This window comes from Streptomyces xanthophaeus, from assembly GCF_030440515.1.
Classification (GTDB): domain Bacteria; phylum Actinomycetota; class Actinomycetes; order Streptomycetales; family Streptomycetaceae; genus Streptomyces; species Streptomyces kutzneri.
This window is the reverse complement of sequence record NZ_CP076543.1, coordinates 3456324-3480646: the sequence shown is the minus strand read 5'-3', so window position 1 is coordinate 3480646 and position 24323 is coordinate 3456324. Positions and strand designations below refer to the sequence as shown.

Here is a 24323-nt window from a genome sequence, read left to right as displayed (position 1 = left end):
CGGTCACCCGAGAGGGTGGCCGCCCTGCGGCGTTGCAGCGCCGGGGCGCGTCACAGGTAGCGCTGCAGGTGGTGGAGCCGCGTGCGGTGGTCGGGGTGGCTGGACAGGAGCCGGTCGAGCAGCCGCGGCCCGTGCGGGCTGTCGCCCTCCTCCTCGGCGAGGAGCCGGCCCAACAAGGCGGCCAGCATCGGGGCGAAGCCGAGGCCTGCCGCGTGCGCGTCGGCGCGGAGTTCGGCCCGGCGGCCGACCGCGGCTGCCAGCCAAGGGAGGGCCAACAGCAGCAGGGGCAGTCCGTAGGTCGCCGCCAGAGTGGGGTGCGTGACGTAGCCGGCGGCGACGACGAGCACCAGGGCGGGCATGGGGGAGAGGGCGCGGGCTGCCCGGACCCGCAAGTGCTCCAACACCCGCCAGGCGATTCGGGCTGGGAGCCCGTACCACTGGCCGAGCAGCCCGGCCCAGGCATGGCCTCCGGTGTGATGGCCCAGCTCATGGGCGAGTACGGCTGCCAGCTGCGAACGGGGCAGCTGCTCCAGTGCGTGCCGGGTCACCCCCACGATGTGCCCGGCGGCGGCGCGTGCGTTGATGTCGTCGCTGTCCTCGATCCACAACTGGTAGCGACGGCCGTCGACGCCCGCCCGTGCGGTGACCTCAGACCAGACGGGGGCGAGGACGGCCAGTTCGTGGGGGAGCGGCCGGTGAAGCCGCAGCAGATGCCTGGCGATCCGCTCTTCTGTGGGCCGGTGGAAGACGAGTACACCGGAGCCGGACCACAGAACGACCGGTATCCAGGCGGGCACGCCGATCAAGGCTTCAACGACGAGAGCCGTGCCACCCACCAGCGCGAGGCCGAGAAGGAAGCCGGGCAGGTGCAGGGCGAGCCGGAGCCAGGCAGTCAGGTCGACGGCACGCTGCCGGGCCCGGTAGGTGATGCGCGTGCCGGGGACGTGACGGTAGACGAGGTCGTCGGTGGGGCGATCCGGGACGGGGTCGGATATCGCGTCCATGGGGGTCTCCGGTCAGCCGATGAGCAGGGCCGTGGGCAGCAGGAACACGCCCGCGCAGAAGGCGAGCAGTCCGGCACGGATCCACTGGTGCTTGCGGACGGCGATGCGGCTGTTCGCCGCGAGAGCTGCCCGCAGGGCGGCGCCGGGGGCTGCGTCTGTGGTGGCCAGGGCCTCCTCGAGCAGGCCCTGGCGGTCAGCGGAGCGGACGTCCCCGAAGTACGAGAGGGGGACCCCGGCCTGCCAATCGGTACTGAGCGACCGGGGGAGTACGGCAAGCAGCAGCGCGAGCAGGGCCATCGCGAGCGCCGCCACCCCGGTCCACCAAACGGCCTGGCCGAGCCCCGACAGCAGGCTCGGCTGCCAGTGCCGCCCGGCGAGCTGGGCACTGAGCACTCCGGCTGTCATCCCGAAGGCACCGACCAGCAGCGCGGCCTTGCTGTCGGCCCGGGCGATCTCGACCCGGAGGTCGACGAGCAGCCGGGCGGCGGTGTTCCCGTCCACGTTCCCGGTCACCGGGAAGTGTCCGGGGCGCCGTCGGGGCCGTGAGGACCGGGCTCGTGGGGTGTCGGTGGCATGTACTGGCCGAGGATGCCGTGGACTGCGTCGATGGCGAGCCGCCGCGGTCCTTCCAGTTCGAAAGCCTCCGTTCCGGTCTTGGCCAGGAGCTCCTTGACCAGAGCCAGCTGCACCTGCAGTTCCGCCTGGCGGGCCGTGTCGAGTTTCGCCAGGGTCTCGGAGGCGTCCTCGGGGTGCTGAGCCAGGTGCATGGCCCACGCGTCGACTCCACCGCGCGCCAGGTACTCGCGGTAAAAGGCGATCCGCTTGGCCTCGTACTCCTGCAGTTCCAGCTGCCCCAGTTTGGTCCGGATGTCCTCGGCCGTCGCGTGCTCGATTCCTTGGAGGCGGCGGGCGTGCTCGATGTTCTCGGCGTCCCGGCGGATCCGCACGGTCCACACTGCCCGCAGCCCGACCGCCTCGCCGAGCGGCTTGTCTCCCCGTACGGCGGACAGGACGGCAGCCTCGGCGTCGGCGCTCGCCGAGATCGGGAACCGGCGGGCGACCGGCCTGGCCGCTCGTTCGAGTGCGCCGAGCAGCAGCCGGGGCACGTCACGATGACCGCTGCGGACGAACAGCGCCGGGTCGATGACCTGCCAGTCGATCTCCACGGTTACATCGAACTCGTGAGCGTCATCGCTGCTGGGCAGCAGAATCCGTGTGCGCACCGGGTGAATGCCCAAGTCCACCTCGTAGACGGCGGTGTACCGGCGTCGGGCCGTACGCGGCCTGTGCGGGGGCAGATACGTGTCGTACGTGCCGCGCGAGGTCGAGCAGACCAGGGCGTGGTCGATCCGGGTCGGGACCGGGCGCACAAGGCCGAGTCGGCCGAGCTGGCGCACGGTGAGGACCGGGTCGATGAGCAGGGTGTGCCGGTGGGCCTGTTGGTCCCAGTCGGGCGCGCGGAGTAGCGGGTTGTCCATGATGGGACTCCTTTCAGGCGGGGATGAGCGGGCGGACGAGGGCGTGCAGCCGGGTGGCGGCGGCGGGTTTGGGACGGCCGTCGAGGCCCGGCACGGTGTCGAGCAAGTGCTTGAGTCGGGCTCCTTCACGGGGTTCGGTCACCAGCTCGGGCAACAGCGTGGCCAGAACTTCCTCGGTCTGCGGGTCCTGGTCGGCGGCCCGGATCCAGCCGTGCAGGGCCTCCTCGGCGCGGCGGTTGGTCTCCCGGTCGCCGAGGGCGGCGCGCAGCAGGAGCGTGATTCCGTCAACGGCGGACGTGGTGCGCGCGTACCAGGCCAGGAGGGGCGGGCACGGGTTGTCATCGGTGCGGGAGCAGGCGGCGAGGAAGCCGTCCAGGGTGAGGGCGCGGGTCGAGGGGTGGTCGGTGAAGGTCCGCAGCAGCTCCCGGAGGGAGGTGTCGCCGGCGTCGGAGAGCAGTAACAGTGCAACGGAGTCGGGGAGTTCCGTGCGGATGCGCTCGTTGGCCTCCGGGAGGCCGTACTGGGCACGGGCGAGGGCCCGCAGGGCGGCCAGTGTCTCCACCGGCCGCTCGGGTCCTATCAGCCCGTGGGCGCGGACGGCGACCCAGCAGCGATTCGGCGCTTCGCTGTCGGCGCTCCAGCCGTCGATGATCCGGGGGATGTTGGGAGCCTTGATCCGGTGGGCGAAGGTGAGCGCGCTGACGGCTACGAGCTGCTGCCGGGGGTTCCGGGAGTCGGCCCAGCGTTCGATGACGAGGGCCATTGCGGAGGGGAGATCAGTGAGTGCCAGGACGGCCACCGCGGCTGCGGCTCGGGTACGGACGAAGGGACGTCCGTCCGTGGACAGCTCATCGAGCCATCCGGTCAGTGCGGGACGGGCGGCCGGGTGGCCGGTCCATACCTCTGTCAGCAGGACCGGGGCGGTCCGGTCGTCGTTGAAGGCAGCGTTGAGCTGCCGGACCTTGCCCCACTCGGTCTCCACGTCATCGGCATCGAGCTGTGCTCTCGCGACCTGGAGGCGCTTGCCGATGTGGGTGCCGAACACCGGGATGCGTTCGCCGCGATCCGGGTCTCCGGTCTTGCGCAGCCGCTCGAACAGCTTGTCGCTGAGCTCGGCGGTCAGGGCGTAAGGGCCGTTGTTGAAGGCGGCGAGCGCGATCAGGAAGGCTTTCTCCCGAAGGGGGAACGTGTTCTCGGATTCCTCGAACCATTCCCGGACCTGTTGCTCCAGAATGCGCTGCGCGTACTGCTCGATCTCGGCCGAGTCCGCCCGGACGAGGACGTCGGCGTACGGAACGACCTCGCGCAGCTGCTGATTCCGGGCCAGTAACGAGGTGACGGCGGGCAGGCCGAGAAGTCGCTCTGCGGTCACCGTGTCGACGCGCTGCTTCAGCAGGGCCGCCAGTACGGCCCGTGCCGGGGGCGGCTTCCAAAAGGCGAGGCGGACCGTGTCCTCGATGTACGGGCTGTGGCCCGTAGTGATCACCATGTAGGAGTGCTTGGCGCGCAGGCGGTCGCGCACCGAGAGGACCTGGGCCTCGCGCAGTGGTTGGGCGCGCGAGGCCTCCAGGTCGAACAGCACTTGTCCGCAGCGCTCGCCGGGGGCGAGGTCCTCGGGTTTCGCATCGCGGTCCACGGACTGCACCGGGACCGCGCCCACCGCGCGCAGCAGCATCAGGGCTGTGGTGCGCCTGCCCGTGTGCGGGTCACCAGCGAGGACCAGGACGTTTTCGCGGCGCAGCCGTTCCACCAAGGCGTCGAATCCGGTCCCCTCGGCGACGAAGCCCTCGGCCAGCCGCTCCAGAGTCTCCTGCGGGATCTCGCCGGAAGCGTGCGGGGCTCGGTATCCGCCGAAGCTGTAGTGCTGGTGGACGTCGCCGATGATCTGCTGGGCGGTGACACCGTGGTTTGTGCCGTCGAAGCTCATCGAGCGGGGGGCGTGGGCGTCCAGGTCACGTCGGGCGTCCCAGGCCTGCTGCGCTTGCGGCTGCTCGGCGGGTTCGGGTCGTTCGGGCTCCTCGGGCCGGCCGGGTGCCTGCTTCGCCGAGCCGGCTTCATGCGGTCCGGCGGCGGCCGGCTCGGTACTCACCGTCGACCTCCGGTGTCCCCGAAGGTGATGCCGCCTTCGACGCGGTTCGCGACGACACCGTTGTTCGTGCCCCGGAAGTCGAGGCCGGTCGGGGACGGGGGCTGAGCGGTGGTGGGCCGCGGTGCCGGCGGCGGGACGGACTCGGGCGAGGCGGACGCGGCTTCGGCCGTCGGGAGGGGGCCGTGGAGCCAGGCGGGCAGGGGGCCGTTTTTGCTGGGGACGGTGATCGGGTGGAACTCGTCCCTTGGGATGCCTAGGTGGTCGTGGGCGACGATGCCGGCGTGCACGGACGCCGAAACACAGAGGGCGTAGTCGTCCGGGCGCTCACGCAGGGCAGCACGCAGCGGGTCGCCGTCCAGGAGTCGGCAGGCGTTGTTCAGGTCCGTCCCCACCCAGCCGTCGAATTCGTCGATGTGGACGTAGCCGGTGGCCAGGACGGCGCGAAGGCGGATCTGCGCGGAGTCGGCGGCGAGCCGGTTCACAGCACGCAGTTGTGCTGGGGCATCCCGCAGCAGGGCGCGCAGCAGGTCGGTCAGGGGGACTGCGGGGTCGATGAGTTCCATGACCGCATCGCCGCGGTCGGCCCGCCGACGCAGGCTCTGGTCGGCACCGGCCGAGAGCAGGATGCGGTCGACGATCCCGAAGAGCATGCGGCGGAGGTAGGCCTGCTGCACGTCGTCGCGGTCGCTGTACCGCTCGGTGTCGATCAGGAGCAGGTGGCGGAAGAGGGGCTGCGGCTGCGTCATGCGAGCAGCGTCGGGCAGTCGGCCACGGTGGCGTGAGGGAGGATGACGCACCCCAGTGTGACCGTGTGCACTGAACCGAACAGGGCCTTGTCTCAGGCGGTGGGAGGCCGGCCCCGTGCGATGCGGAGCAGCACGTCCGGTCGCACGATCACCAGGCTGCGCCGGCCCGTATGGATGACGCCGCGGTCCCGCAGAGCCTTCAGCTCGCGCTGGACCATCTCGCGGGAGGCGCTCACGGCGCCCGCCAGTTCCTGCTTGGTGAGGGGGACTGCGACCTCCACCCCTTCCTCCGTGCGTCGGCCGTGGATGTGTGCCAGGTCCAGCAGGAGCACCGCGAGCCGTTCGCGGACCGGTACCGAGGCGAATTGGAGGTTGCGCCGGTCCGCGGCACGTGTGCGGTCGGAGGCGAGGGCCAGCAGTTGGAGGGAGACCTCGGGGGAGCTACCGAGGAAGACGCGGAAGCGCTCCTGCTCGATGACGACCGCGCGGACGTGTTCGAGGGCAGTCACGGTCGCGGAGCGAGGGCGGTGGGTGAGGGCCGCGGACTCGCCGATGATGTCGCCCGGTCCGCGCAGTGCGAGCAGGGCCTGGTAGCCGTTGGGGTGGGCCACGGTGACCTTGGTCCAGCCCCGGAGCACCAGCAAGACGTGGGCGGTGGGTTCGTCCTGGTGGACCAGCGTGCTGCGGGGTGGGTAGAGCACCTCACGACCCAGCGCCCGTAACGCGGCACCGTCCGTCTCTTCCAGCCGGGCCAGGAACGGGACCCGGTCGTCGAGTCCGCCCCCGCCCGTCGGGTCCCCATCCCTGGTCATCTGCCGTCGCCCCCGCCCCGGTGATCAAGGCGGTCAATGTACTGAACATCGGCTTATGAGCGCTCTGGAACCGGGGGATTACCCCTCGTGCAGCCGCCGGCGCCGGCGGCGGAGGGTGGTGACCTGGACTGCCGTCAGGGCCAGCAGGGACAGGGCGGCGCCTGCGAGGCCCGGGGCGAGGCCCTTCGGGGTGAAGGTGCAGGAGACCTCGGTCGTGCCCGGCGGGAGGTCCACGGCCAGCAGGCCGTGGAAGGGCTTCAGGGGGGCCGAGCACTGCCAGCCCGGGACGGCCGTCGTGGCGATGACGGCCGTGCCCCCGGCGGCGGTGGGGAGGGTGGCCCCGATGGTGTGGCCGCCCGGGCGGACGGTGGTGGCGCCGGTGGCGGTGAGGTGGCGGACGGCCGCGTCGAGCGCCGGGCGGTCCAGGCAGCCGAGCGGGTGCGTGCCCGCGTCCGCGTCCTTCGTACGGGTCTGCAGGGTGACGTCGACCTGGCCCGAGGCGGGGACGGTGCCCAGCGGGGTCACGCCGGTCATCCGGTCCTCCAGGAGCTTGTGGGGGCCGCCGCCGGCGCGGACCGTGCCGTAGGGGGCGGGGGAGTACCAGTAGGCCTCGGAGCCGGGGGTGCACCGGGCGGTGTACGTCTGCTCGGTGGTGCTCCCCCCGCGGGTGACCGGCGGGACCTGGTAGACGGTGGCGCCCAGGACGTTCTCCTGGCGGGCGTAGACGCTGTCCGCCGGGTTGGGGGAGGTGTACGGCGCGGTGCGGACGGTGACCAGCGGGGGCGCGGGGAACTTCGAGGCCGTCCAGCTGTCGGGGGCGGTCCCCGGGCGGACCCGCGCGCCGATCGAGAAGATCGCGTCGAGGACCGGGTTGTCGGCGCCGAAGAAGGTCCGGCCGTCGTTCTTGAAGCCGTATCCCAGGGGCTCCAGGGCCTTGTAGGTGGCCTCGGGGAGGTAGCTGCTGTAGTACTGCGGGCCCTCCGCCCGCAGCGCCAGGGCGTCGTTGTACGCGCTCTGGGGCGCGCCCGAGTCGGTCCGGTAGGCGGGCCAGCCCGCCACACCGCGGACGGCTTCGAAGTGGTTGCCGATCGACCGGTTCGAGGTGACGACCGGCTTGGCCCAGCGCTCGCGGGCCCGGCGGGCGTCCGCGTTGGCGGCGGCCACCGTGGACTCGGCGAACACGACGCCGATCATCAGGGCCGCGGCCACCGGGATCAGGAACCGGCGCTTCTCGCCGAGCCGCAGCAGGACCAGGGCCAGCAGGGAGACCGCACCGCCGCCGAGCACGGCCGGCCAGGTCCAGCCGCCGAAGTCGTCGGTGCGCCGCAGTACGTAGGTGGCCGCCACCAGCAGGGCCGCCACCAGGGCCAGGTGCAGCGGGCGCGGCCGGTTGGCCAGCGCCAGCCAGGCCACGACCACGACCATCCCGCTGAAGACGAAGGCCTCGCGGTACGGGTTTCCGTTCGGCACCGCCAGCCCGTGCCAGAGGTACTGCGTGGGCGGGAACTGGAAGGAGGCCACCACGAGCAGGGTCGCGGCCGCCCACACCAGGCGGGTCCGCCGGGCGACGGCGCTGTTGAGGACGAAGGCGCCGGCCAGGATCAGCCCGAGCGAGGCGACGTAGAGCCGCGGGCGGCCGCCCCACAGATGCGTGGCCGGGAGCATGCCCGAGAGGAAGAGCTCGATCCGTACGGGGGTGAAGGCGGCCGCCCCGGTGGGCTGGGCGGCCCCGCTGGACAGGAAGGACGGCAGGAGCAGCGGCAGGGTCAGCAGGATGCCGGTCCCGGTGGCCGTCGCGGCCCGCCACAGCGCGCGCAGCCGCTGCCGGCCCGTCATGTCGCGGGTGACCATGCGGATGGCCAGCAGGACGCAGGCGGCCATCGTGGCCATCATCGCGGTGTAGAAGTTCCCGAACCAGGCGAGCGCGACCAGCAGGGCCACGCCCGGCCAGCGGCGCTCCTCCAGGCACCATTCGACGGCGATGCCGAGCATCGGGAGCGCGACCAGGCCCCACAGCCACATGGGGATGTACGAGGCGTCGCTCAGCGCCCAGCCGCACAGGCCGTACACCGCTCCGAGCACGCCCCGCTGCCACCACGGGCCGGGGTGCAGCTTGCCGAGGTACACCGTCATCACGGCGGCGGCGGTCCCCATCGTGATCGGGGTGATCGCGAAGACGGCGAGGTCGACGTGGGAGCGGGGGACGAGGACGGCCAGCCAGGAGAAGGGGTTGCCGAGGTAGGTGTGGTAGTCGGCGAGGAACTGCTGTCCGAAGCCGCCGCGCCAGGTGAACAGGACGTCGCCGGCGGCCTGCCCGTGGACCAGGTCCCACAGCGCCCGGTGGAAGGGCACGTACTGGTTGGCCTGGTCGTTCAGGGCCCGGCCGGTGTTCCCGAAGGGATAGGTGCCGCGCGCCACCCAGGCGGCGCAGAAGGCGCCCGAGGTGATCAGGAAGGCCAGCAGGGGGCTGCGGAAACGGGTGATCCGGCGGATGGCCGGTCTGCGCGGGGCGGGTCTGCGGGGGGTGGTGGGACGGGCGTCGACTGTGGTCGGCTCGGGTGCCACGGTCCCCAATGTCCTGCTCCCTGCTGATCGACTCGCCGGTGTCCCGCGCCCGGTCAAGCTGTCAGTTTAGGGCGCCGGGGCGGGCACAGGGCCGATCGGGCCGCTCCCCGCTTGCGCGCGGCGGGTTTTCGTGCTGGGCATTTGTTTTGACCTACCTCTGTGAGGTAGGTACGCTCTGACCTTGTGCCTGGGGTGTGCCCTGGCCTCCGCGTGTGCGTAAGACCCCGCGGAGAGCCGAGAAGAACACACCGCAATCTGCGCCCGACTCACTTCGGTGAAAGCGTGCAGTGTTCGACACACCCGACCGCGTGGGTCGGGGAAGTTCCAGGTTAGTTTCACTACACGGCACACAGAAACCGGAGAAGTAGTGCCTACGATCCAGCAGCTGGTCCGTAAGGGCCGGCAGGACAAGGTCGAGAAGACAAAGACCCCCGCGCTTGAGGCTTCGCCCCAGCGTCGCGGCGTCTGCACGCGTGTGTTCACGACCACCCCGAAGAAGCCGAACTCGGCGCTCCGTAAGGTCGCGCGTGTGCGTCTGACCTCCGGCATCGAGGTCACCGCTTACATTCCGGGTGAGGGACACAACCTGCAGGAGCACTCGATCGTGCTCGTGCGTGGTGGCCGTGTGAAGGACCTGCCGGGTGTTCGTTACAAGATCATCCGCGGTGCGCTTGACACCCAGGCTGTCAAGAACCGCAAGCAGGCCCGCAGCCGCTACGGCGCCAAGAAGGAGAAGTAAGAATGCCTCGTAAGGGCCCCGCCCCGAAGCGCCCGGTCATCATCGACCCGGTCTACGCATCTCCTCTGGTGACGTCGCTCATCAACAAGATCCTCCTGAACGGCAAGCGCTCCACCGCCGAGCGCATCGTTTACGGCGCCATGGAAGGCCTCCGCGAGAAGACCGGCAACGACCCGGTCATCACGCTGAAGCGCGCGCTGGAGAACGTCAAGCCGTCCCTCGAGGTCAAGTCCCGCCGTGTCGGTGGCGCGACCTACCAGGTCCCCGTCGAGGTCAAGCCGGGTCGCCAGTCGACCCTGGCCCTCCGCTGGCTCGTGGGTTACTCCCGCGCCCGTCGTGAGAAGACCATGACCGAGCGCCTCATGAACGAGCTGCTCGACGCCTCCAACGGTCTTGGCGCTGCCGTCAAGAAGCGCGAGGACACGCACAAGATGGCCGAGTCCAACAAGGCCTTCGCGCACTACCGCTGGTAGTCCCACCCCACATCGAGACCGAGAGAAGACCGAAGCCTTATGGCTACCACTTCGCTTGACCTGGCCAAGGTCCGCAACATCGGGATCATGGCCCACATCGACGCGGGCAAGACGACCACCACCGAGCGCATCCTGTTCTACACCGGTGTGTCGTACAAGATCGGTGAGGTCCACGACGGCGCCGCCACGATGGACTGGATGGAGCAGGAGCAGGAGCGTGGTATCACCATCACGTCTGCCGCGACGACCTGCCACTGGCCCCTCGAAGACGTTGACCACACGATCAACATCATCGACACCCCGGGTCACGTCGACTTCACCGTCGAGGTGGAGCGTTCGCTCCGCGTCCTCGACGGCGCCGTCACCGTCTTCGACGGTGTGGCCGGCGTCGAGCCGCAGTCCGAGACCGTTTGGCGTCAGGCGGACCGCTACGGCGTGCCGCGCATCTGCTTCGTCAACAAGCTCGACCGCACCGGCGCCGAGTTCCACCGCTGCGTCGACATGATCAAGGACCGCCTCGGTGCGGTTCCGATCGTCATGCAGCTCCCCATCGGTGCCGAGGCCGACTTCCAGGGTGTCGTCGACCTCGTCACGATGAAGGCGTTCGTCTGGTCCGCCGAGGCGACCAAGGGCGAGATGTACGACATCGTCGACATCCCGGCCACGCACACCGAGGCTGCTGAAGAGTGGCGCGGCAAGCTGGTCGAGACCGTCGCCGAGAACGACGACGAGATCATGGAGCTGTTCCTGGAGGGCAACGAGCCCACCGTCGAGCAGCTGCACGCCGCCGTCCGTCGGATCATCCTGAACTCCGGCAAGGGCAAGGGCGAGCCCACGATCACCGCGGTGTTCTGTGGCACGGCGTTCAAGAACAAGGGCGTTCAGCCCCTGCTCGACGCCGTCGTCCGCTACCTGCCGTCGCCGCTGGACATCGAGGCCATCGAGGGCCACGACGTCCGCGACGCCGAGGTCGTCGTGAAGCGCAAGCCGTCCGACGAGGAGCCCCTCGCCGCGCTCGCGTTCAAGATCATGAGCGACCCGCACCTCGGTAAGCTCACCTTCGTCCGGGTTTACTCGGGCCGCCTGGAGGCCGGCACTGCGGTGCTGAACTCCGTCAAGGGCAAGAAGGAGCGCATCGGCAAGATCTACCGCATGCACGCCAACAAGCGTGAAGAGATCGATGCGGTGGGCGCCGGCGACATCGTCGCCGTCATGGGCCTGAAGCAGACCACCACCGGTGAGACGCTGTGTGACGACAAGAGCCCGGTGATCCTGGAGTCCATGGACTTCCCGGCGCCGGTCATCCAGGTCGCCATCGAGCCCAAGTCCAAGGGTGACCAGGAGAAGCTGGGTGTTGCCATCCAGCGTCTCGCGGAGGAGGACCCCTCCTTCCACGTTCACTCGGACGAGGAGACGGGCCAGACCATCCTCGGCGGTATGGGCGAGCTGCACCTCGAGGTGCTGGTCGACCGTATGAAGCGCGAGTTCAAGGTCGAGGCCAACGTCGGCAAGCCGCAGGTCGCGTACCGCGAGACGATCCGCAAGGCCGTCGAGCGTCACGACTACACGCACAAGAAGCAGACCGGTGGTACCGGTCAGTTCGCCAAGGTGCAGATCGCGATCGAGCCCATCACCGAGACCGACGGTCCGGCGTACGAGTTCGTGAACAAGGTCACCGGTGGACGCGTCCCGAAGGAGTACATCCCTTCGGTCGACGCCGGTGCGCAGGAGGCCATGCAGTTCGGCATCCTGGCCGGCTACGAGATGACTGGCGTTCGCGTCACGCTTCTCGACGGTGGCTACCACGAGGTCGACTCCTCGGAGCTCGCCTTCAAGATCGCCGGTTCGCAGGCCTTCAAGGAGGCCGCGCGCAAGGCTTCTCCCGTGCTCCTCGAGCCGATGATGGCCGTAGAGGTCACCACGCCCGAGGACTACATGGGTGACGTCATCGGTGACATCAACTCCCGCCGTGGCCAGATCCAGGCCATGGAGGAGCGTCACGGTGCTCGCGTCGTGAAGGGCCTCGTGCCCCTTTCGGAGATGTTCGGCTACGTCGGAGACCTCCGCAGCAAGACCTCGGGTCGCGCCAGCTACTCGATGCAGTTCGACTCCTACGCCGAGGTTCCCCGGAACGTCGCTGAGGAGATCATCGCGAAGGCCAAGGGCGAGTAACTCTTCCGAGTACACGCTTTAGGCTTGTCACCGGAGCCTCTGGGGCAACAGGAGTAACCCTCCGTTGCCCCGGGGTACCGGCTTTCCAGCAAAGATCACCTGGCGCCGATGAGTAAGGCGTACAGAACCACTCTCCAGGAGGACCCCGTGGCGAAGGCGAAGTTCGAGCGGACTAAGCCGCACGTCAACATCGGCACCATCGGTCACATTGACCACGGTAAGACGACCCTCACGGCCGCCATTACCAAGGTGCTGCACGACGCGTACCCGGACCTGAACGAGGCCTCGGCCTTCGACCAGATCGACAAGGCTCCTGAGGAGCGCCAGCGCGGTATCACCATCTCGATCGCGCACGTCGAGTACCAGACCGAGGCGCGTCACTACGCCCACGTCGACTGCCCGGGTCACGCCGACTACATCAAGAACATGATCACCGGTGCCGCGCAGATGGACGGCGCGATCCTCGTGGTCGCCGCCACCGACGGCCCGATGCCGCAGACCAAGGAGCACGTGCTCCTGGCCCGCCAGGTCGGCGTCCCCTACATCGTCGTCGCCCTGAACAAGGCCGACATGGTGGACGACGAGGAGATCCTGGAGCTCGTCGAGCTCGAGGTCCGCGAGCTCCTCTCCGAGTACGAGTTCCCGGGCGACGACCTGCCGGTCGTCCGCGTCTCCGCGCTGAAGGCGCTCGAGGGCGACAAGGAGTGGGGCGAGAAGCTCCTCGGCCTCATGTCCGCCGTCGACGAGGCCATCCCGACCCCGCCGCGTGACACCGAGAAGCCGTTCCTCATGCCCGTCGAGGACGTCTTCACGATCACCGGTCGCGGTACCGTCGTCACCGGCCGTATCGAGCGTGGTGTCCTGAAGGTCAACGAGACCGTCGACATCATCGGTATCAAGGAGACCAAGACCACCACCACGGTCACCGGTATCGAGATGTTCCGCAAGCTCCTCGACGAGGGCCAGGCCGGTGAGAACGTCGGTCTGCTCCTCCGTGGCATCAAGCGCGAGGACGTCGAGCGCGGCCAGGTCATCATCAAGCCCGGTTCGGTCACCCCGCACACCGAGTTCGAGGCCCAGGCCTACATCCTGTCGAAGGACGAGGGTGGCCGTCACACCCCGTTCTTCAACAACTACCGTCCGCAGTTCTACTTCCGTACCACGGACGTCACGGGTGTCGTCACCCTGCCGGCCGGCACGGAGATGGTCATGCCGGGCGACAACACCGAGATGACGGTCGCGCTGATCCAGCCGGTCGCCATGGAGGAGGGCCTGAAGTTCGCCATCCGTGAGGGTGGTCGTACCGTGGGCGCCGGCCAGGTCACCAAGATCACGAAGTAATTTCGTGCTCTGACCTGGTAGCCCGTCCATCGGGCACCAAGTTGCACTGAAGGGCCCCGGCCCATCGCCTCGGCGGTGGGACGGGGCCCTTCGGCATGTCCGGTCCTGCCCTCGCGGGCAGGGCGGCGGGTACGGGTGAGGGCCGCACCCCGGACGGGGTACGGCCCTCACATGCGTACGGCGGTGGGTCAGTTCACGCGCAGGGACTCGGTGAACTCGACGCAGGCGGCGTGGTCGGGCAGCAGGCCGGTCGCGAGGGCGTCGGCCAGCGAGGGGGCGGCCTCGTCGCGGGCGGACAGCAGCGGGACGTCGGCCGGCCACTCGATGCCCAGGTCGGGGTCGAGCGGGTGCACCGAGTGCTCGCCGGTCGGGTTGTACGTCTCCGAGCAGAGGTACGACAGCGTCGCGTCGTCGCTCAGCGCGCAGAAGCCGTGGCCGAGACCCTCGGGGATGTAGACCGCGCGGCGGTCCACGTCGTCGAGGCGGACACCCTCCCACCGGCCGAAGGTGGGGGAGCCGACCCGCAGGTCGACGATGACGTCGAGCACGGCGCCGCGTACGCAGGTCACGTACTTGGCCTGGCCGCGCGGTACGTCGGCGAAGTGGATGCCGCGGACCACGCCCGCGGAGGAGACCGAGAGGTTCGCCTGCGCCAGGTTCAGCGGGTGCCCGACGACCTCGGCCAGCCGGTCGAAGCGGTACCACTCGGTGAACAGGCCGCGCGGGTCGCCGTGCAGCTGCGGGGTGACCTCGAAGGCGCCGGATATGGAGAGTTCGCGGAACTTCATCGGGCGTCCTCCTCGGCGAGCAGCATCAGCAGGTAGTCGCCGTAGCCGCTCTTGGTCAGCGGCTCGGCGAGCGCGCGCAGCTGCGCGGAGTCGATCAGGCCCGCGCGCCAGGCGGCTTCCTCGATGCAGCCGATCTTGAAGCCCTGGCGCTCCTCTATCACGCGGACGAACTCGGAGGCCTGCACCATCGAGACGAAGGTGCCGGTGTCCAGCCACGCCGTACCGCGGTCGAGGATGGTGACGTTGAGCTCGCCGGCCTGGAGGTACGCGTCGTTGACGGCGGTGATCTCCAGCTCGCCGCGGGCGCTGGGCTTCAGGCCGCGGGCTATCTCGACGACCTGGTTGTCGTAGAAGTACAGACCCGGCACCGCGTAGCGGGACTTCGGCTTCTCCGGCTTCTCCTCGATGGAGATGGCCTGGCCGTGCTCGTCGAACTCGACCACGCCGTAGGCGGTGGGGTCCGCGACCGGGTACGCGAACACGCGGCCGCCCTTGGCGTCCGTGTGCTGGGCGAGGCGGGTGCCGAGGCCACTGCCGTGGAAGATGTTGTCGCCGAGGATCAGGGCGACGGACTCGTCACCGATGAAGTCGGCGCCGAGGACGAACGCCTGGGCGATGCCCTCCGGGCGCTCCTGGACGGCGTACTCCAGCCGCAGGCCGAACTGCGAGCCGTCGCCGAGCAGTCGCTCGAACTGTTCGCGGTCGTCCGGGGTGGTGATGATCAGGATCTCGCTGATACCCGCCATCACGAGGGTGGAGAGGGGGTAGTAGATCATCGGCTTGTCGAAGACGGGCAGCAGCTGCTTCGAGACTGCCCGGGTCAGCGGCCAGAGTCGAGATCCGGTGCCACCGGCCAAGAGGATTCCACGCATGGGGAGAACCCTATGCGAGAGGGCGTGGGGGAGCAGAGTTCCGCACATGTGACGTTGGGCGGACCGCTAGACTCTTCGTATTATGCGCATCCTCGTGACCGGCGGCGCCGGCTTCATCGGTTCAGAATTCGTCCGCCAGCAGCTCGCTGCAGATGCCACGGCGCAGATCACTGTCTTCGACAAGCTGACGTACTCGGGCGTCGAGGCCAACCTCGCCCCGGTCGCCGACCACCCCGGATACACCTTCGTCAAGGGCGACATCTGCGACGCGGACGCGGTCGACCAGGTCATGCCCGGCCACGATGTCGTCGTGCACTTCGCGGCCGAGTCCCACGTGGACCGCTCGATCGCCGGCGCGGGCCCGTTCGTGATGACCAACGTCGTCGGCACCCAGGTGCTGCTCGACTCCGCGCGCAAGCACGGCGTCGGCCGCTTCGTCCACATCTCCACCGACGAGGTCTACGGCTCGATCACCGAGGGCTCCTGGACGGAGGAGTGGCCGCTGGTGCCCAACTCCCCGTACTCCGCCTCGAAGGCCTCCTCCGACCTGCTCGCGCTGGCCTACGCCCGCACGCACGGCATGGACGTCGTGGTCACGCGCTGCTCCAACAACTACGGGCACTACCAGTTCCCGGAGAAGGTCATCCCGCTGTTCGTCTCGAACCTGATGGACGGCAAGAAGGTCCCGCTGTACGGCAACGGCGGCAACGTCCGCGACTGGCTGCACGTCTCCGACCACTGCCGCGGCATCGACCTGGCCATGCGCAAGGGGCGGGCCGGCGAGGTCTACAACATCGGCGGCGGCACCGAGCTCACCAACAAGGAGCTCACCGGTGTCCTGCTGGAGGCCGCCGGCCTCGGCTGGGACATGGTCGAGCACGTCGAGGACCGCAAGGGCCACGATCTGCGCTACTCCATCGACATCAGCAAGATCGGCGCCGAGCTGGGCTACGCCCCGCAGGTCACCTTCGAGGACGGCATCAAGGCCACCATCGAGTGGTACCGCGAGAACCGTGCCTGGTGGGAGCCGCTGAAGGCGAAGGCGGCGCTGCAGAAGTGACCGCGACCCCGGGAACCGGCCGCTGGCTCGTCACCGGCGCCGCCGGAATGCTCGGCCAGGACGTCCTGGCCGTCCTGAAGGACGCCGGCATCGAAGCCGAGGGCGCGGGCCGCGCCGACCTCGACATCACCGACCCGGCAGCCGTCCGGGCCGCCGTCGAGGGCGCGGCGGTCGTCGTCAACTGCGCGGCCTGGACCGACGTGGACGGCGCCGAGACCGCCGAGGAAGCAGCCACCGCCGTCAACGGCACCGGCGTACGCGTCCTCGCGGCGGCCTGCGCCGACGCCGGCGCGCGCCTGCTGCACGTCTCCACCGACTACGTACTGCCCGGCAATGCCACGCAGCCGTACCGCGAGGACGCCGAGACCGGTCCGGTCAACGCCTACGGGCGCTCCAAGCTGGTCGGGGAACAGGCCGTCGCCGAGCTGCTTCCGCAGGACGGCTACATCGTGCGGACCGCGTGGCTGTACGGCGAGCACGGCGCGAACTTCGTCGCCACCATGCTGAAGCTGGCCGCCCAGCGGGACACCCTCGACGTGGTCGACGACCAGCACGGCCAGCCCACTTGGTCCTACGCGCTCGCCCGCCGCCTGGTCGACCTCGGCCTTGCCGCGCTGGCGGGCAAGGCCCCGGCCGGTGTCTACCACGGCACCGCGAGCGGCCGTACGACCTGGATGGGGCTGGCGCGCGAGGCGTACCGGCTGAGCGGGCTCGACCCCGAGCGGATCCGGCCGACGACCTCCGAGGCGTTCGTACGCCCCGCCGCGCGCCCGGCCTTCAGTGTCCTTGCTCACGACGGCTGGTCGGCCGCCGGGCTGGAACCGCTGCCCGACTGGCGGGAGCAGCTCGCCGAGGCGATCACCCGCCCCGCCTTCGCTGATCTGCTGGGACTGCCCTCCACGAAGTGAGCCGGAGAGGCTGATCGCCTCCACACGCGCGTCGTCCACGGGGCCCGGGGTGCAACCTTTCGGGCCCCGTTCGCGTCATGTGCCGTGCCATATGCTTCTCCTATAAAGATGTTGGCCCCTTCGCGCGAAAGGCGCCGTCCGCTGTGCGACTCTCCGTTCTGACCTCCATCACCGGTCTTCTGGTGCTGGGGTACATCCTCGAGCTGCTGCGCCGCCAGCAACTGCGGGAGAAGTACGCGGCGATATGGCTCGCCATCGGATTGCTGGCCGCTCCGCTCGGGTTCGTCCCCGACCTGCTGGACCCGGTGGCCAGGAGCCTCGGCGTGGCATCCGGCGTGAGCCTGGTGTTCTTCATCGGGTTCGTCCTGGTCCTGCTGGTGAGTCTGCACCTCAGCTGGGAGACCAGCCGGCTGGAGGCGGAGACCCGCACCCTGGCGGAGGACGTCGCGCTGATCCGCGCGCACCTCGTCCAGCAGGGCGGTTACCCCAGTACGTCGCCGCGCGCGGAGGATTCCGGCGCCATCGAGGCACAGGTGAATTCGTGAACGACGGTCGTCGCGTTCTGATCATTCTTCCCGCCTGGAACGAGGAGGACGGTCTGCCCTCCGTCCTGCGCGAGATCCAGCAGCAACTGCCGTACGTGGACACCCTCGTGGTCGACGACGGTTCGGCGGACAACACCGCCGAGGTGGCCCGGGCCGCCGGCTCGGCCGTCGCCCAGCTGCCGTTCAACCTCGGTGTCGGCGGCGCGATGCGGCTCGGCTACCGCTACGCGCAGCAGCACGGCTACGACGTGGCGATCCAGGTGGACGCCGACGGCCAGCACGACCCGGCGTACGTGCCGGCGCTGCTGGAGCGCCTCGCGGTCGGCGACGCCGACCTGGTCATAGGCGCCCGGTTCGCCGGTGACGGCGACTACACGGTGCGCGGCCCGCGCAAGTGGGCGATGTCGCTGCTGTCCGTGGTGCTGTCGCGGATCACCCGGACCAAGCTCACCGACACCACCTCGGGCTTCCGTGCCTGCAACCGGCCGCTCATAGAGTTCTTCGCCCGCTGGTACCCCGTGGAGTACCTCGGGGACACCATCGAGTCCATGGTGGGCGCCGCCCGCTCGGGCTTCACCGTGCGCCAGATCCCCGTGGCCATGCGCGAACGGACCACCGGCCGGCCGAGCGCCTCCCCGTTCCGGGCGATGGTCTACCTCACCCGGGCCGGCCTCGTGCTGCTGCTCGCGATGATCCGCCGGATGCCCGGCGAGCTCAAGGCGTTCACGCCCGGCACCCCGGCGTACACCGCCTTCCAGCAGCGCACCGCCGAGCTGGTCGCCCGCGAGCTGACCAAGGCCTAGGCGGAGAACATGTCGCGTTTCGAGATCCTCCTGCCGTACTACGGCGACGTCGCACTGATGCAGGACGCCGTCCGCAGCGTCCTGGCCCAGGACGGCGACGACTGGCGCCTCACGGTCGTCGACGACGGCCGCGAGCCGTGCGTCCCCGAGTGGTTCGAGGAGCTGGCGGACCCCCGCGTCCGCTACTTCCGCAACGAGCACAACCTCGGGGTGACCGGCAACTTCAACCGCTGCGTCGAGCTCGCCGAGTACGAGTACCTGGTGCTCATGGGCTGTGACGACCTCATGCACCCGAACTACCTGCGGGTGGTGCGGGCCGCGGCCGACCGCGAGCCGGCCGCCGCGATGATCCAGCCGGGCGTCCTGGTGATCGGCACCGACGGCCGTGAGTACGACACCCTGGTCGACCGGACCAAGCGCAAGCTGTACTCCCCGAAGGGCCCGGGCCAGGCCCTGCTCGGCGGCGAGGAGCTGGCCGTCAGCCTGCTGCGCGGGAACTGGCTGTACTTCCCGTCGATCTGCTGGCGCACCGAGGCGGTCAAGCGCTTCGGCTTCCGCACCGACCTGGGCGTGATCCAGGACCTCGCCCTGGTCGTCGACCTGCTGGTAGCGGGGGAGACCCTGGCCACCACGCCGGAGGTCTGCTTCAGCTACCGCCGGCACGCCGGGAGCGAGTCCTCCGCCAAGGCCTACACCGGCCACCGCTTCGAGGAGGCCAAGCGCTTCTTCGTGGAGACCGCCGACCGCCTGGACCGGCACGGCTGGCCGCGCGCCGCCAAGGTCTCCCGACTGCACCTCTCCTCCCGGCTGCACGCGATCACCCTGCTGCCCGGCGCTGTGAAGCACGCCGGCCGGCCCGGTGTCAGCGCCATGCTCCGCCACGCCACGCGCTGAGCGTGCGGCCGATGAAAGCTACGGGATGAACCCGATCGCGAAACTGCTCAAAGCCCTGCCCCCCGGGACCGCCATGGTCGCGGGGGGCACCGCCGTACTCGGCGCCGCCTCCTACATCCACCTCGCGGTGGCCGGACACAGCCTCTCCGAGGCCGAGAAGGCCGGCGTGTCGGTGCTGTGGACCCTGGTGATGTCCGTCGGGATCGGCCTGTTCTTCCCGATCGAGCAGGAGCTCACCCGGATCGTCGCCGCCCGCGCGGTGCGCGGTGAGGGCGCGGCGCCGGTGCTCAGGAAGGCGGGACTGCTGACCGGGGGCGTCCTCGGCGCGGTCCTCGGCGCGCTCGCGGTCTTCGCCCGGCCGATCGCCGACCGGCTGTTCCACGGTGACCTCCAGATGGTCGCCGTGCTCGGCGGCGCCTTCGCCGGGATGGCCCTGTGCTACCTCACGCGGGGCATCCTGGCCGGCACCGGCCGGTTCACCGCGTACGGCTCCCAGCTCGCGGTCGACGGCGGCCTGCGGATCGTGCTGGCCTTCGCCTGCGCCGCCGCCGGGCTGCACTCGGCGCTCGCCTTCAGCCTGATCCTCGTCGTGGCGCCGTTCATCGCCCTGCTGGTCACGCTGGCCCCGACGCTGCGCGCGGCGCGGCCCGGCGGGGCGTTCCCCACCCGGGAGCTGGTCCGCGGCCTCGGCCCGCTGACCGCGTCCACCCTGCTGGCGCAGGTGGTGGTCAACGCGGCGGTGATGAGCACCCAGCTGCTGGAGCCGACCCGCATCGCCTTGATCTCGGCCCTGCTCAGCGCCCTGGTGCTGGCCCGGGTGCCGTTGTTCGTCTTCGGCTCGCTCCAGGCCTCGCTGCTCTCCGGCCTGTCCACGGTGGTGGCCGCCGGCGACCACCTGGGCTTCGCGCGGATGCTCCGCAAGGCCTGCCTGGTGGTGCTCGGTCTCGGCGCGGTCGGCGGTGTGCCCGCCGTGCTGCTCGGACCCTGGCTGATCGAGGTCCTGTTCCGGGCCAAGGCCGGCCAGTTCGGCCATCTCGACTTCCTGTGGTTCGCCGTCGGGACGACCTGCTACATGCTGGCGATGGTCCTCGGCCAGGCCCAGATGGTGCTGCACAAGCACCGCGCCCAGCTGGTCTGCTGGGTGTTCGGCACCGCGGTCCTGCTCGGGATCACCCTGCTCCCCGGTGACATCGCGCTGCGCGTGGGCCTCGCCTACGCCGTCGGCTCGCTCGCCACCGCCGCCGCGATGCTGCTGACCCTGCGCGGCGCCGTGCCGCGCCGTAGCGCCGAGCCGGTCACCGACGGGCAACTCGCCGAGGTCTGAGGCCCGTCGGAGACCGGCACCTCCCGCAGTACGATTTCATGATCCGGCGGCGCGGCCAGTCGCCCGATCGGTGGCCGAGAGGCCCCGCACCGCACGGTGCGGGGCCTCTCGGCCGTAGCGGACACATACGGATGCGACACGGGGTGGGGCATGGGCAGGAACGACGAGGACGCGCGCAGCGGGGGCATATCCGACGAGGAGCTGGCGGCGTTCCTGGAACGAGCCTCCTCGGGCACCGGGGAGGCGCCGCGGGAGCCCTCGGCACGGGCCCGGATGGTGACCGAGCGGCTGCGTGACCAGCAGGATCCGGCGGGCTGGCGCACCGGCCCCGCCCCGCGGGGGGCGCGGGGCGGGCGGGGCCGGGCCGGGCGGCGGATCAAGGCCACTCTGGCCGTCGTCTTCATCGCCGGGCTCGCGCTGGTCGCGCTGCGGCCCGAGCTGGTCATCGACCGGGTCACGGGCAAGACCGCCGACCGGGAGGCCGCGAAGGCGCCGCTGGCCGCGGAGACGGCCCGGCCGACCGCGCCGCCGCCCCCGGTGGCCCCCGACCTGCCGACGCTGAAGGAACCCTTCCGCGGGTCTCCGGCCCTGCAGTGGGCCGACGGGGCCGCCGGGATCGAGGTCCCCGAGGCCACCGCCGTGGGCTGGATGCCGAAGGAGAAGGTCGCGGACGCGCTGCAGCAGGTCAAGCAGTTCCTCGTCGCGGCCAACCTGGACCCGGCGACCCTGCGCGGCGAACGTCCCGCCGCAGCCCTGGCGCTCCTGGATCCCCTGCAACCGGACGGCCTCCAGCGGCTGGAGCAGTACCTGGCGAAGCCCACGGAGCAGGACAGCCCGTTGACGCTCTTCACCCGCTTCGATCCGGCCGAGGTCAAGCCCGTCGGCGACGTCGTCAAGGTGCGCGGCAGCATGCGCGTGGAGGAGGGGGAACCCGGGGAGGTGCGCGTGGTGACGGACTACACCTTCGTCCACCCGATGACGAAGGGCGGAACGAGCGTGCAGCGCACGATCGTGCGCCGGCAGATCACCCTGTCCCTGCTCGACCCGGCGCGCTGGACGGCCTCGGGGGACCGGCTCCAGCTGAACCAGCACCACGCGGAGTGGTCGAACGTGCGATGCGAGGTGGCCGACGGCCACCTTCACCCGCAGTTCCCGCAGGACGCGCCGACCGGCCGGACACCCACCGGGCCCGCCACGGACCCGTACGACCGCAGCAAGGACATCGAGGGCGAAGGGTGCGGGACCTTCACCCGCTCCTGACCGGGGGAGAGCCCTGCCGCGCCATGTGCGTGGTGCAGTTTGACCACTCAGCGTGGCGGGGTATTCTCTTCGGCCCGATTGGCCAGGTACGTGCCTCGTATGGCAGACTACTCAAGTTGCTCGGCTGAGTGCCGATGCTGCGCGCCTCCCGCCGGGAGGACCGGAAGCGAGTCCCACAGTACTCGTCGTCCTTAATCTGCCTCTCGGGGCAGCAATGGGGGCGGACGTACGGGAATCTTCTGGGAAGTGTCAGCACGGTGCCCACCAGGCACTCGGTGGGTGTTTCTCCCCCGAATCGCGGTCACTGGGACCGTACCCCCTTGGACGAGGGAATTTCCGTATGGGAATTTTCTGTAGAGGGAGTGCGACACGCCCGACCGCGTGGGTCGGAGGAGAGGCCGCGGGATCCGTCCCGCAGCCGACCGGGAGCCAGAGCGTTTCCACATAGAGACAGGACTACGGAGTAGCCATGGCGGGACAGAAGATCCGCATCCGGCTCAAGGCCTACGACCACGAGGTCATCGATTCCTCGGCGAAGAAGATCGTCGAGACGGTGACGCGCACTGGTGCGTCGGTCGCGGGCCCGGTGCCGCTGCCCACTGAGAAGAACGTGTACTGCGTCATCAAGTCGCCGCACAAGTACAAGGACTCGCGCGAGCACTTCGAGATGCGCACGCACAAGCGCCTGATCGACATCCTCGACCCGACCCCCAAGACCGTTGACTCGCTGATGCGCCTGGACCTTCCGGCCGGCGTTGACATCGAGATCAAGCTCTGAGAGGCGTCGAGAAGATGGCAAAGCAGATCAAGGGCGTCCTGGGCGAGAAGCTCGGCATGACCCAGGTCTGGGACGAGAACAACCGTGTCGTCCCGGTGACCGTGGTCAAGGCCGGACCCTGCGTCGTTACCCAGGTCCGTACGAACGACATCGACGGCTACGAGTCGGTCCAGATCGCCTTCGGCGAGATCGACCCGCGCAAGGTGAACAAGCCCCTCAAGGGCCACTTCGCCAAGGCCGACGTGACCCCCCGCCGCCACCTGGTGGAGCTCCGCACCTCCGACGCCAGCGAGTACACGCTCGGCCAGGAGATCACTGCTGAGGTGTTCGAGTCCGGCGTCAAGGTTGACGTCACGGGCAACAGCAAGGGCAAGGGCTTCGCCGGTGTCATGAAGCGGCACAACTTCCGGGGCCTCGGCGCCGGTCACGGTGTGCAGCGCAAGCACCGCTCCCCCGGTTCGATCGGTGGCTGCGCCACCCCTGGGCGTGTCTTCAAGGGCATGCGCATGGCCGGTCGTATGGGTAACGAGCGCGTCACCACCCAGAACCTGACCATCCACGCGGTTGACGCGGAGAAGGGTCTGCTGCTCATCAAGGGCGCGGTCCCCGGTCCGAACGGCGGCCTCGTCCTGGTCCGTACCGCGGCCAAGGGGGCTTGAGGTAATGAGCACCATTGACATCCTTTCGCCGGCAGGCGACAAGGCCGGTACCGTCGAGCTCCCCGCGGAGATCTTCGACGCGAAGACCAGCGTTCCGCTGATCCACCAGGTCGTTGTCGCTCAGCTGGCTGCTGCCCGTCAGGGCACGCACAAGACCAAGCGTCGTGGCGAAGTCCGTGGTGGTGGCCGCAAGCCGTACCGCCAGAAGGGCACCGGCCGCGCTCGCCAGGGTTCCACCCGCGCTCCGCAGTTCGTCGGCGGTGGCGTTGTCCACGGCCCGCAGCCGCGTGACTACTCGCAGCGGACCCCGAAGAAGATGAAGGCCGCCGCCCTCCGCGGTGCCCTCTCGGACCGTGCGCGTCACTCCCGCATCCACGTCGTCACCGGCGTGGTCGAGGGTGCCGCCTCCACGAAGGCCGCCAAGACGCTGTTCGGCAAGATCTCGGAGCGCAAGAACCTGCTCCTGGTCGTCGACCGCGCCGAAGAGGCCGCGTGGCTGTCCGCCCGCAACCTGCCCCAGGTTCACATCCTGGAGCCGGGCCAGCTGAACACGTACGACGTGATCGTCTCTGACGACGTGGTCTTCACTCAGGCCGCTTTCGAGTCCTTCGTGTCTGGCCCCAAGGCCGATGAGACCGAAGGGAGCGACGCCTGATGTCTGAGGCGACCGTTACCAGCAAGACCTTCACTGACCCGCGCGACCTGCTGATCAAGCCGGTTGTCTCGGAGAAGAGCTACGCGCTGCTGGACGAGAACAAGTACACGTTCATCGTCGCGCCCGGCGCCAACAAGACCCAGATCAAGCAGGCCGTGGAAGCGGTCTTCTCGGTCAAGGTCACCGGGGTCAACACGATCAACCGTCAGGGTAAGCGCAAGCGCACCAAGACCGGTTTCGGCAAGCGTGCGAACACCAAGCGCGCCATCGTGACCCTTGCCGAGGGCAACCGTATCGACATCTTCGGCGGCCAGGCCTCCTAACGGAGGTCTAGTCGTCCGGAATCGGACGAGGACTG

At 69.7% G+C, this 24323-nt stretch carries 24 protein-coding genes; 15 read left to right on the top strand and 9 right to left on the bottom strand.

The features are described from left to right. Positions 1 to 50 precede the first annotated feature (50 nt). From KO717_RS15075 to KO717_RS15045, 7 genes are all read right to left on the bottom strand, one after another. Complete coding sequence (locus tag KO717_RS15075; protein WP_301367925.1) at positions 51 to 1004, bottom strand: M48 family metalloprotease; 954 nt, start codon at positions 1002 to 1004, stop codon at positions 51 to 53. 12 nt (positions 1005 to 1016) lie between these two features. After that, positions 1017 to 1517, bottom strand: coding sequence for a Pycsar system effector family protein (locus tag KO717_RS15070; protein WP_301367923.1), 501 nt, complete (start codon positions 1515 to 1517; stop codon positions 1017 to 1019). Next, on the bottom strand, positions 1514 to 2482 hold the full coding sequence (locus tag KO717_RS15065) for a hypothetical protein (RefSeq protein ID WP_301367922.1): 969 nt from the start codon (positions 2480 to 2482) through the stop codon (positions 1514 to 1516). The genes KO717_RS15070 and KO717_RS15065 overlap by 4 nt, the downstream gene beginning before the upstream one ends. 13 nt (positions 2483 to 2495) lie before the next feature. Further along, positions 2496 to 4571 carry a hypothetical protein gene (locus tag KO717_RS15060; RefSeq protein ID WP_301367920.1) on the bottom strand — a complete coding sequence of 692 codons (2076 nt, stop codon included), beginning with the start codon at positions 4569 to 4571 and terminating at the stop codon, positions 2496 to 2498. Then, entirely contained in the window at positions 4568 to 5317 is a 750-nt protein-coding gene (locus KO717_RS15055) for a hypothetical protein (protein WP_301367919.1), read from the bottom strand. The genes KO717_RS15060 and KO717_RS15055 overlap by 4 nt, the downstream gene beginning before the upstream one ends. 92 nt (positions 5318 to 5409) lie before the next feature. Beyond that, positions 5410 to 6129, bottom strand: coding sequence for a Crp/Fnr family transcriptional regulator (locus KO717_RS15050; RefSeq protein ID WP_301367917.1), 720 nt, complete (start codon positions 6127 to 6129; stop codon positions 5410 to 5412). 78 nt (positions 6130 to 6207) lie between these two features. Beyond that, the gene (locus KO717_RS15045; protein WP_301367916.1) at positions 6208 to 8694 is read right to left on the bottom strand and encodes a YfhO family protein; all 2487 of its coding nucleotides are present in this window, start codon (positions 8692 to 8694) and stop codon (positions 6208 to 6210) included. Positions 8695 to 9061: 367 nt separating this feature from the next. Between KO717_RS15045 and rpsL the strand changes: the two genes are divergently transcribed. From rpsL to tuf, 4 genes are all read left to right on the top strand, one after another. Further along, the gene (rpsL, locus tag KO717_RS15040) at positions 9062 to 9433 is read left to right on the top strand and encodes a 30S ribosomal protein S12 (RefSeq protein ID WP_007265893.1); all 372 of its coding nucleotides are present in this window, start codon (positions 9062 to 9064) and stop codon (positions 9431 to 9433) included. 2 nt (positions 9434 to 9435) lie between these two features. Then, positions 9436 to 9906 (top strand): 30S ribosomal protein S7, encoded by a 471-nt coding sequence (gene rpsG, locus KO717_RS15035; protein ID WP_007265894.1) that lies wholly within the window; start codon positions 9436 to 9438, stop codon positions 9904 to 9906. Between the two features lie 39 nt (positions 9907 to 9945). Beyond that, positions 9946 to 12078, top strand: a complete 2133-nt coding sequence (gene fusA, locus KO717_RS15030) for an elongation factor G (protein ID WP_301367907.1) — start codon at positions 9946 to 9948, stop codon at positions 12076 to 12078. A gap of 147 nt (positions 12079 to 12225) precedes the next feature. Next, positions 12226 to 13419 carry an elongation factor Tu gene (gene tuf, locus KO717_RS15025; protein WP_030008455.1) on the top strand — a complete coding sequence of 398 codons (1194 nt, stop codon included), beginning with the start codon at positions 12226 to 12228 and terminating at the stop codon, positions 13417 to 13419. Positions 13420 to 13607: 188 nt separating this feature from the next. On the opposite strand, the gene rfbC is transcribed toward tuf, so the two are convergent. Together rfbC and rfbA are read right to left on the bottom strand one after the other, a co-directional pair. Then, complete coding sequence (gene rfbC / locus KO717_RS15020) at positions 13608 to 14207, bottom strand: dTDP-4-dehydrorhamnose 3,5-epimerase (protein WP_301367905.1); 600 nt, start codon at positions 14205 to 14207, stop codon at positions 13608 to 13610. Continuing rightward, the gene (rfbA, locus tag KO717_RS15015; protein WP_301367903.1) at positions 14204 to 15079 is read right to left on the bottom strand and encodes a glucose-1-phosphate thymidylyltransferase RfbA; all 876 of its coding nucleotides are present in this window, start codon (positions 15077 to 15079) and stop codon (positions 14204 to 14206) included. Before rfbA ends, rfbC begins: the two co-directional genes overlap by 4 nt. Before the next feature lie 82 nt (positions 15080 to 15161). Here rfbA and rfbB point away from each other — a divergent pair, with 82 nt between their 5' ends. The 11 genes from rfbB (at position 15162) to rplW (ending at position 24288) form a co-directional block, all read left to right on the top strand. Continuing rightward, positions 15162 to 16139, top strand: a complete 978-nt coding sequence (rfbB, locus tag KO717_RS15010; protein ID WP_301367901.1) for a dTDP-glucose 4,6-dehydratase — start codon at positions 15162 to 15164, stop codon at positions 16137 to 16139. Further along, the gene (rfbD, locus tag KO717_RS15005; RefSeq protein WP_301367899.1) at positions 16136 to 17047 is read left to right on the top strand and encodes a dTDP-4-dehydrorhamnose reductase; all 912 of its coding nucleotides are present in this window, start codon (positions 16136 to 16138) and stop codon (positions 17045 to 17047) included. The genes rfbB and rfbD overlap by 4 nt, the downstream gene beginning before the upstream one ends. Positions 17048 to 17190: 143 nt before the next feature. Beyond that, entirely contained in the window at positions 17191 to 17592 is a 402-nt protein-coding gene (locus KO717_RS15000; RefSeq protein ID WP_301367897.1) for a DUF2304 domain-containing protein, read from the top strand. After that, on the top strand, positions 17589 to 18395 hold the full coding sequence (locus KO717_RS14995; protein WP_301367895.1) for a glycosyltransferase family 2 protein: 807 nt from the start codon (positions 17589 to 17591) through the stop codon (positions 18393 to 18395). The genes KO717_RS15000 and KO717_RS14995 overlap by 4 nt, the downstream gene beginning before the upstream one ends. Before the next feature lie 9 nt (positions 18396 to 18404). Then, positions 18405 to 19289 (top strand): glycosyltransferase, encoded by an 885-nt coding sequence (locus KO717_RS14990; protein ID WP_301367893.1) that lies wholly within the window; start codon positions 18405 to 18407, stop codon positions 19287 to 19289. Between the two features lie 25 nt (positions 19290 to 19314). After that, complete coding sequence (locus KO717_RS14985; protein ID WP_301367891.1) at positions 19315 to 20613, top strand: lipopolysaccharide biosynthesis protein; 1299 nt, start codon at positions 19315 to 19317, stop codon at positions 20611 to 20613. A 150-nt stretch (positions 20614 to 20763) separates the two neighbouring features. Continuing rightward, positions 20764 to 21873, top strand: a complete 1110-nt coding sequence (locus KO717_RS14980; RefSeq protein WP_301367889.1) for a hypothetical protein — start codon at positions 20764 to 20766, stop codon at positions 21871 to 21873. Positions 21874 to 22342: 469 nt separating this feature from the next. Continuing rightward, positions 22343 to 22651, top strand: coding sequence for a 30S ribosomal protein S10 (gene rpsJ / locus KO717_RS14975; RefSeq protein WP_003948644.1), 309 nt, complete (start codon positions 22343 to 22345; stop codon positions 22649 to 22651). Between the two features lie 14 nt (positions 22652 to 22665). Further along, positions 22666 to 23310, top strand: a complete 645-nt coding sequence (gene rplC / locus KO717_RS14970; protein ID WP_007265899.1) for a 50S ribosomal protein L3 — start codon at positions 22666 to 22668, stop codon at positions 23308 to 23310. Positions 23311 to 23314: 4 nt separating this feature from the next. Then, positions 23315 to 23965: a 50S ribosomal protein L4 gene (gene rplD / locus KO717_RS14965; RefSeq protein ID WP_030388861.1), complete on the top strand. Its 651-nt coding sequence runs from the start codon at positions 23315 to 23317 to the stop codon at positions 23963 to 23965. Next, on the top strand, positions 23965 to 24288 hold the full coding sequence (gene rplW / locus KO717_RS14960; protein WP_007265901.1) for a 50S ribosomal protein L23: 324 nt from the start codon (positions 23965 to 23967) through the stop codon (positions 24286 to 24288). Before rplD ends, rplW begins: the two co-directional genes overlap by 1 nt. Positions 24289 to 24323: the final 35 nt, after the last annotated feature.

Excerpts from the sequence above, each read along its gene's own strand:
- KO717_RS15055 (WP_301367919.1), bottom strand. The coding sequence starts at position 5,317 with ATGACGCAGCCGCAGCCCCTCTTCCGCCACCTGCTCCTGATCGACACC.
- rfbA (WP_301367903.1), bottom strand. The coding sequence starts at position 15,079 with ATGCGTGGAATCCTCTTGGCCGGTGGCACCGGATCTCGACTCTGGCCG.
- rplW (WP_007265901.1), top strand. The coding sequence starts at position 23,965 with ATGTCTGAGGCGACCGTTACCAGCAAGACCTTCACTGACCCGCGCGAC.
- KO717_RS15075 (WP_301367925.1), bottom strand. The coding sequence starts at position 1,004 with ATGGACGCGATATCCGACCCCGTCCCGGATCGCCCCACCGACGACCTC.
- KO717_RS15065 (WP_301367922.1), bottom strand. The coding sequence starts at position 2,482 with ATGGACAACCCGCTACTCCGCGCGCCCGACTGGGACCAACAGGCCCAC.
- KO717_RS15050 (WP_301367917.1), bottom strand. The coding sequence starts at position 6,129 with ATGACCAGGGATGGGGACCCGACGGGCGGGGGCGGACTCGACGACCGG.
- rplC (WP_007265899.1), top strand. The coding sequence starts at position 22,666 with ATGGCAAAGCAGATCAAGGGCGTCCTGGGCGAGAAGCTCGGCATGACC.
- rpsG (WP_007265894.1), top strand. The coding sequence starts at position 9,436 with ATGCCTCGTAAGGGCCCCGCCCCGAAGCGCCCGGTCATCATCGACCCG.
- KO717_RS14980 (WP_301367889.1), top strand. The coding sequence starts at position 20,764 with ATGGGCAGGAACGACGAGGACGCGCGCAGCGGGGGCATATCCGACGAG.
- rfbC (WP_301367905.1), bottom strand. The coding sequence starts at position 14,207 with ATGAAGTTCCGCGAACTCTCCATATCCGGCGCCTTCGAGGTCACCCCG.
- KO717_RS14990 (WP_301367893.1), top strand. The coding sequence starts at position 18,405 with ATGTCGCGTTTCGAGATCCTCCTGCCGTACTACGGCGACGTCGCACTG.
- KO717_RS14985 (WP_301367891.1), top strand. The coding sequence starts at position 19,315 with ATGAACCCGATCGCGAAACTGCTCAAAGCCCTGCCCCCCGGGACCGCC.
- rpsJ (WP_003948644.1), top strand. The coding sequence starts at position 22,343 with ATGGCGGGACAGAAGATCCGCATCCGGCTCAAGGCCTACGACCACGAG.
- fusA (WP_301367907.1), top strand. The coding sequence starts at position 9,946 with ATGGCTACCACTTCGCTTGACCTGGCCAAGGTCCGCAACATCGGGATC.
- rplD (WP_030388861.1), top strand. The coding sequence starts at position 23,315 with ATGAGCACCATTGACATCCTTTCGCCGGCAGGCGACAAGGCCGGTACC.
- rfbB (WP_301367901.1), top strand. The coding sequence starts at position 15,162 with ATGCGCATCCTCGTGACCGGCGGCGCCGGCTTCATCGGTTCAGAATTC.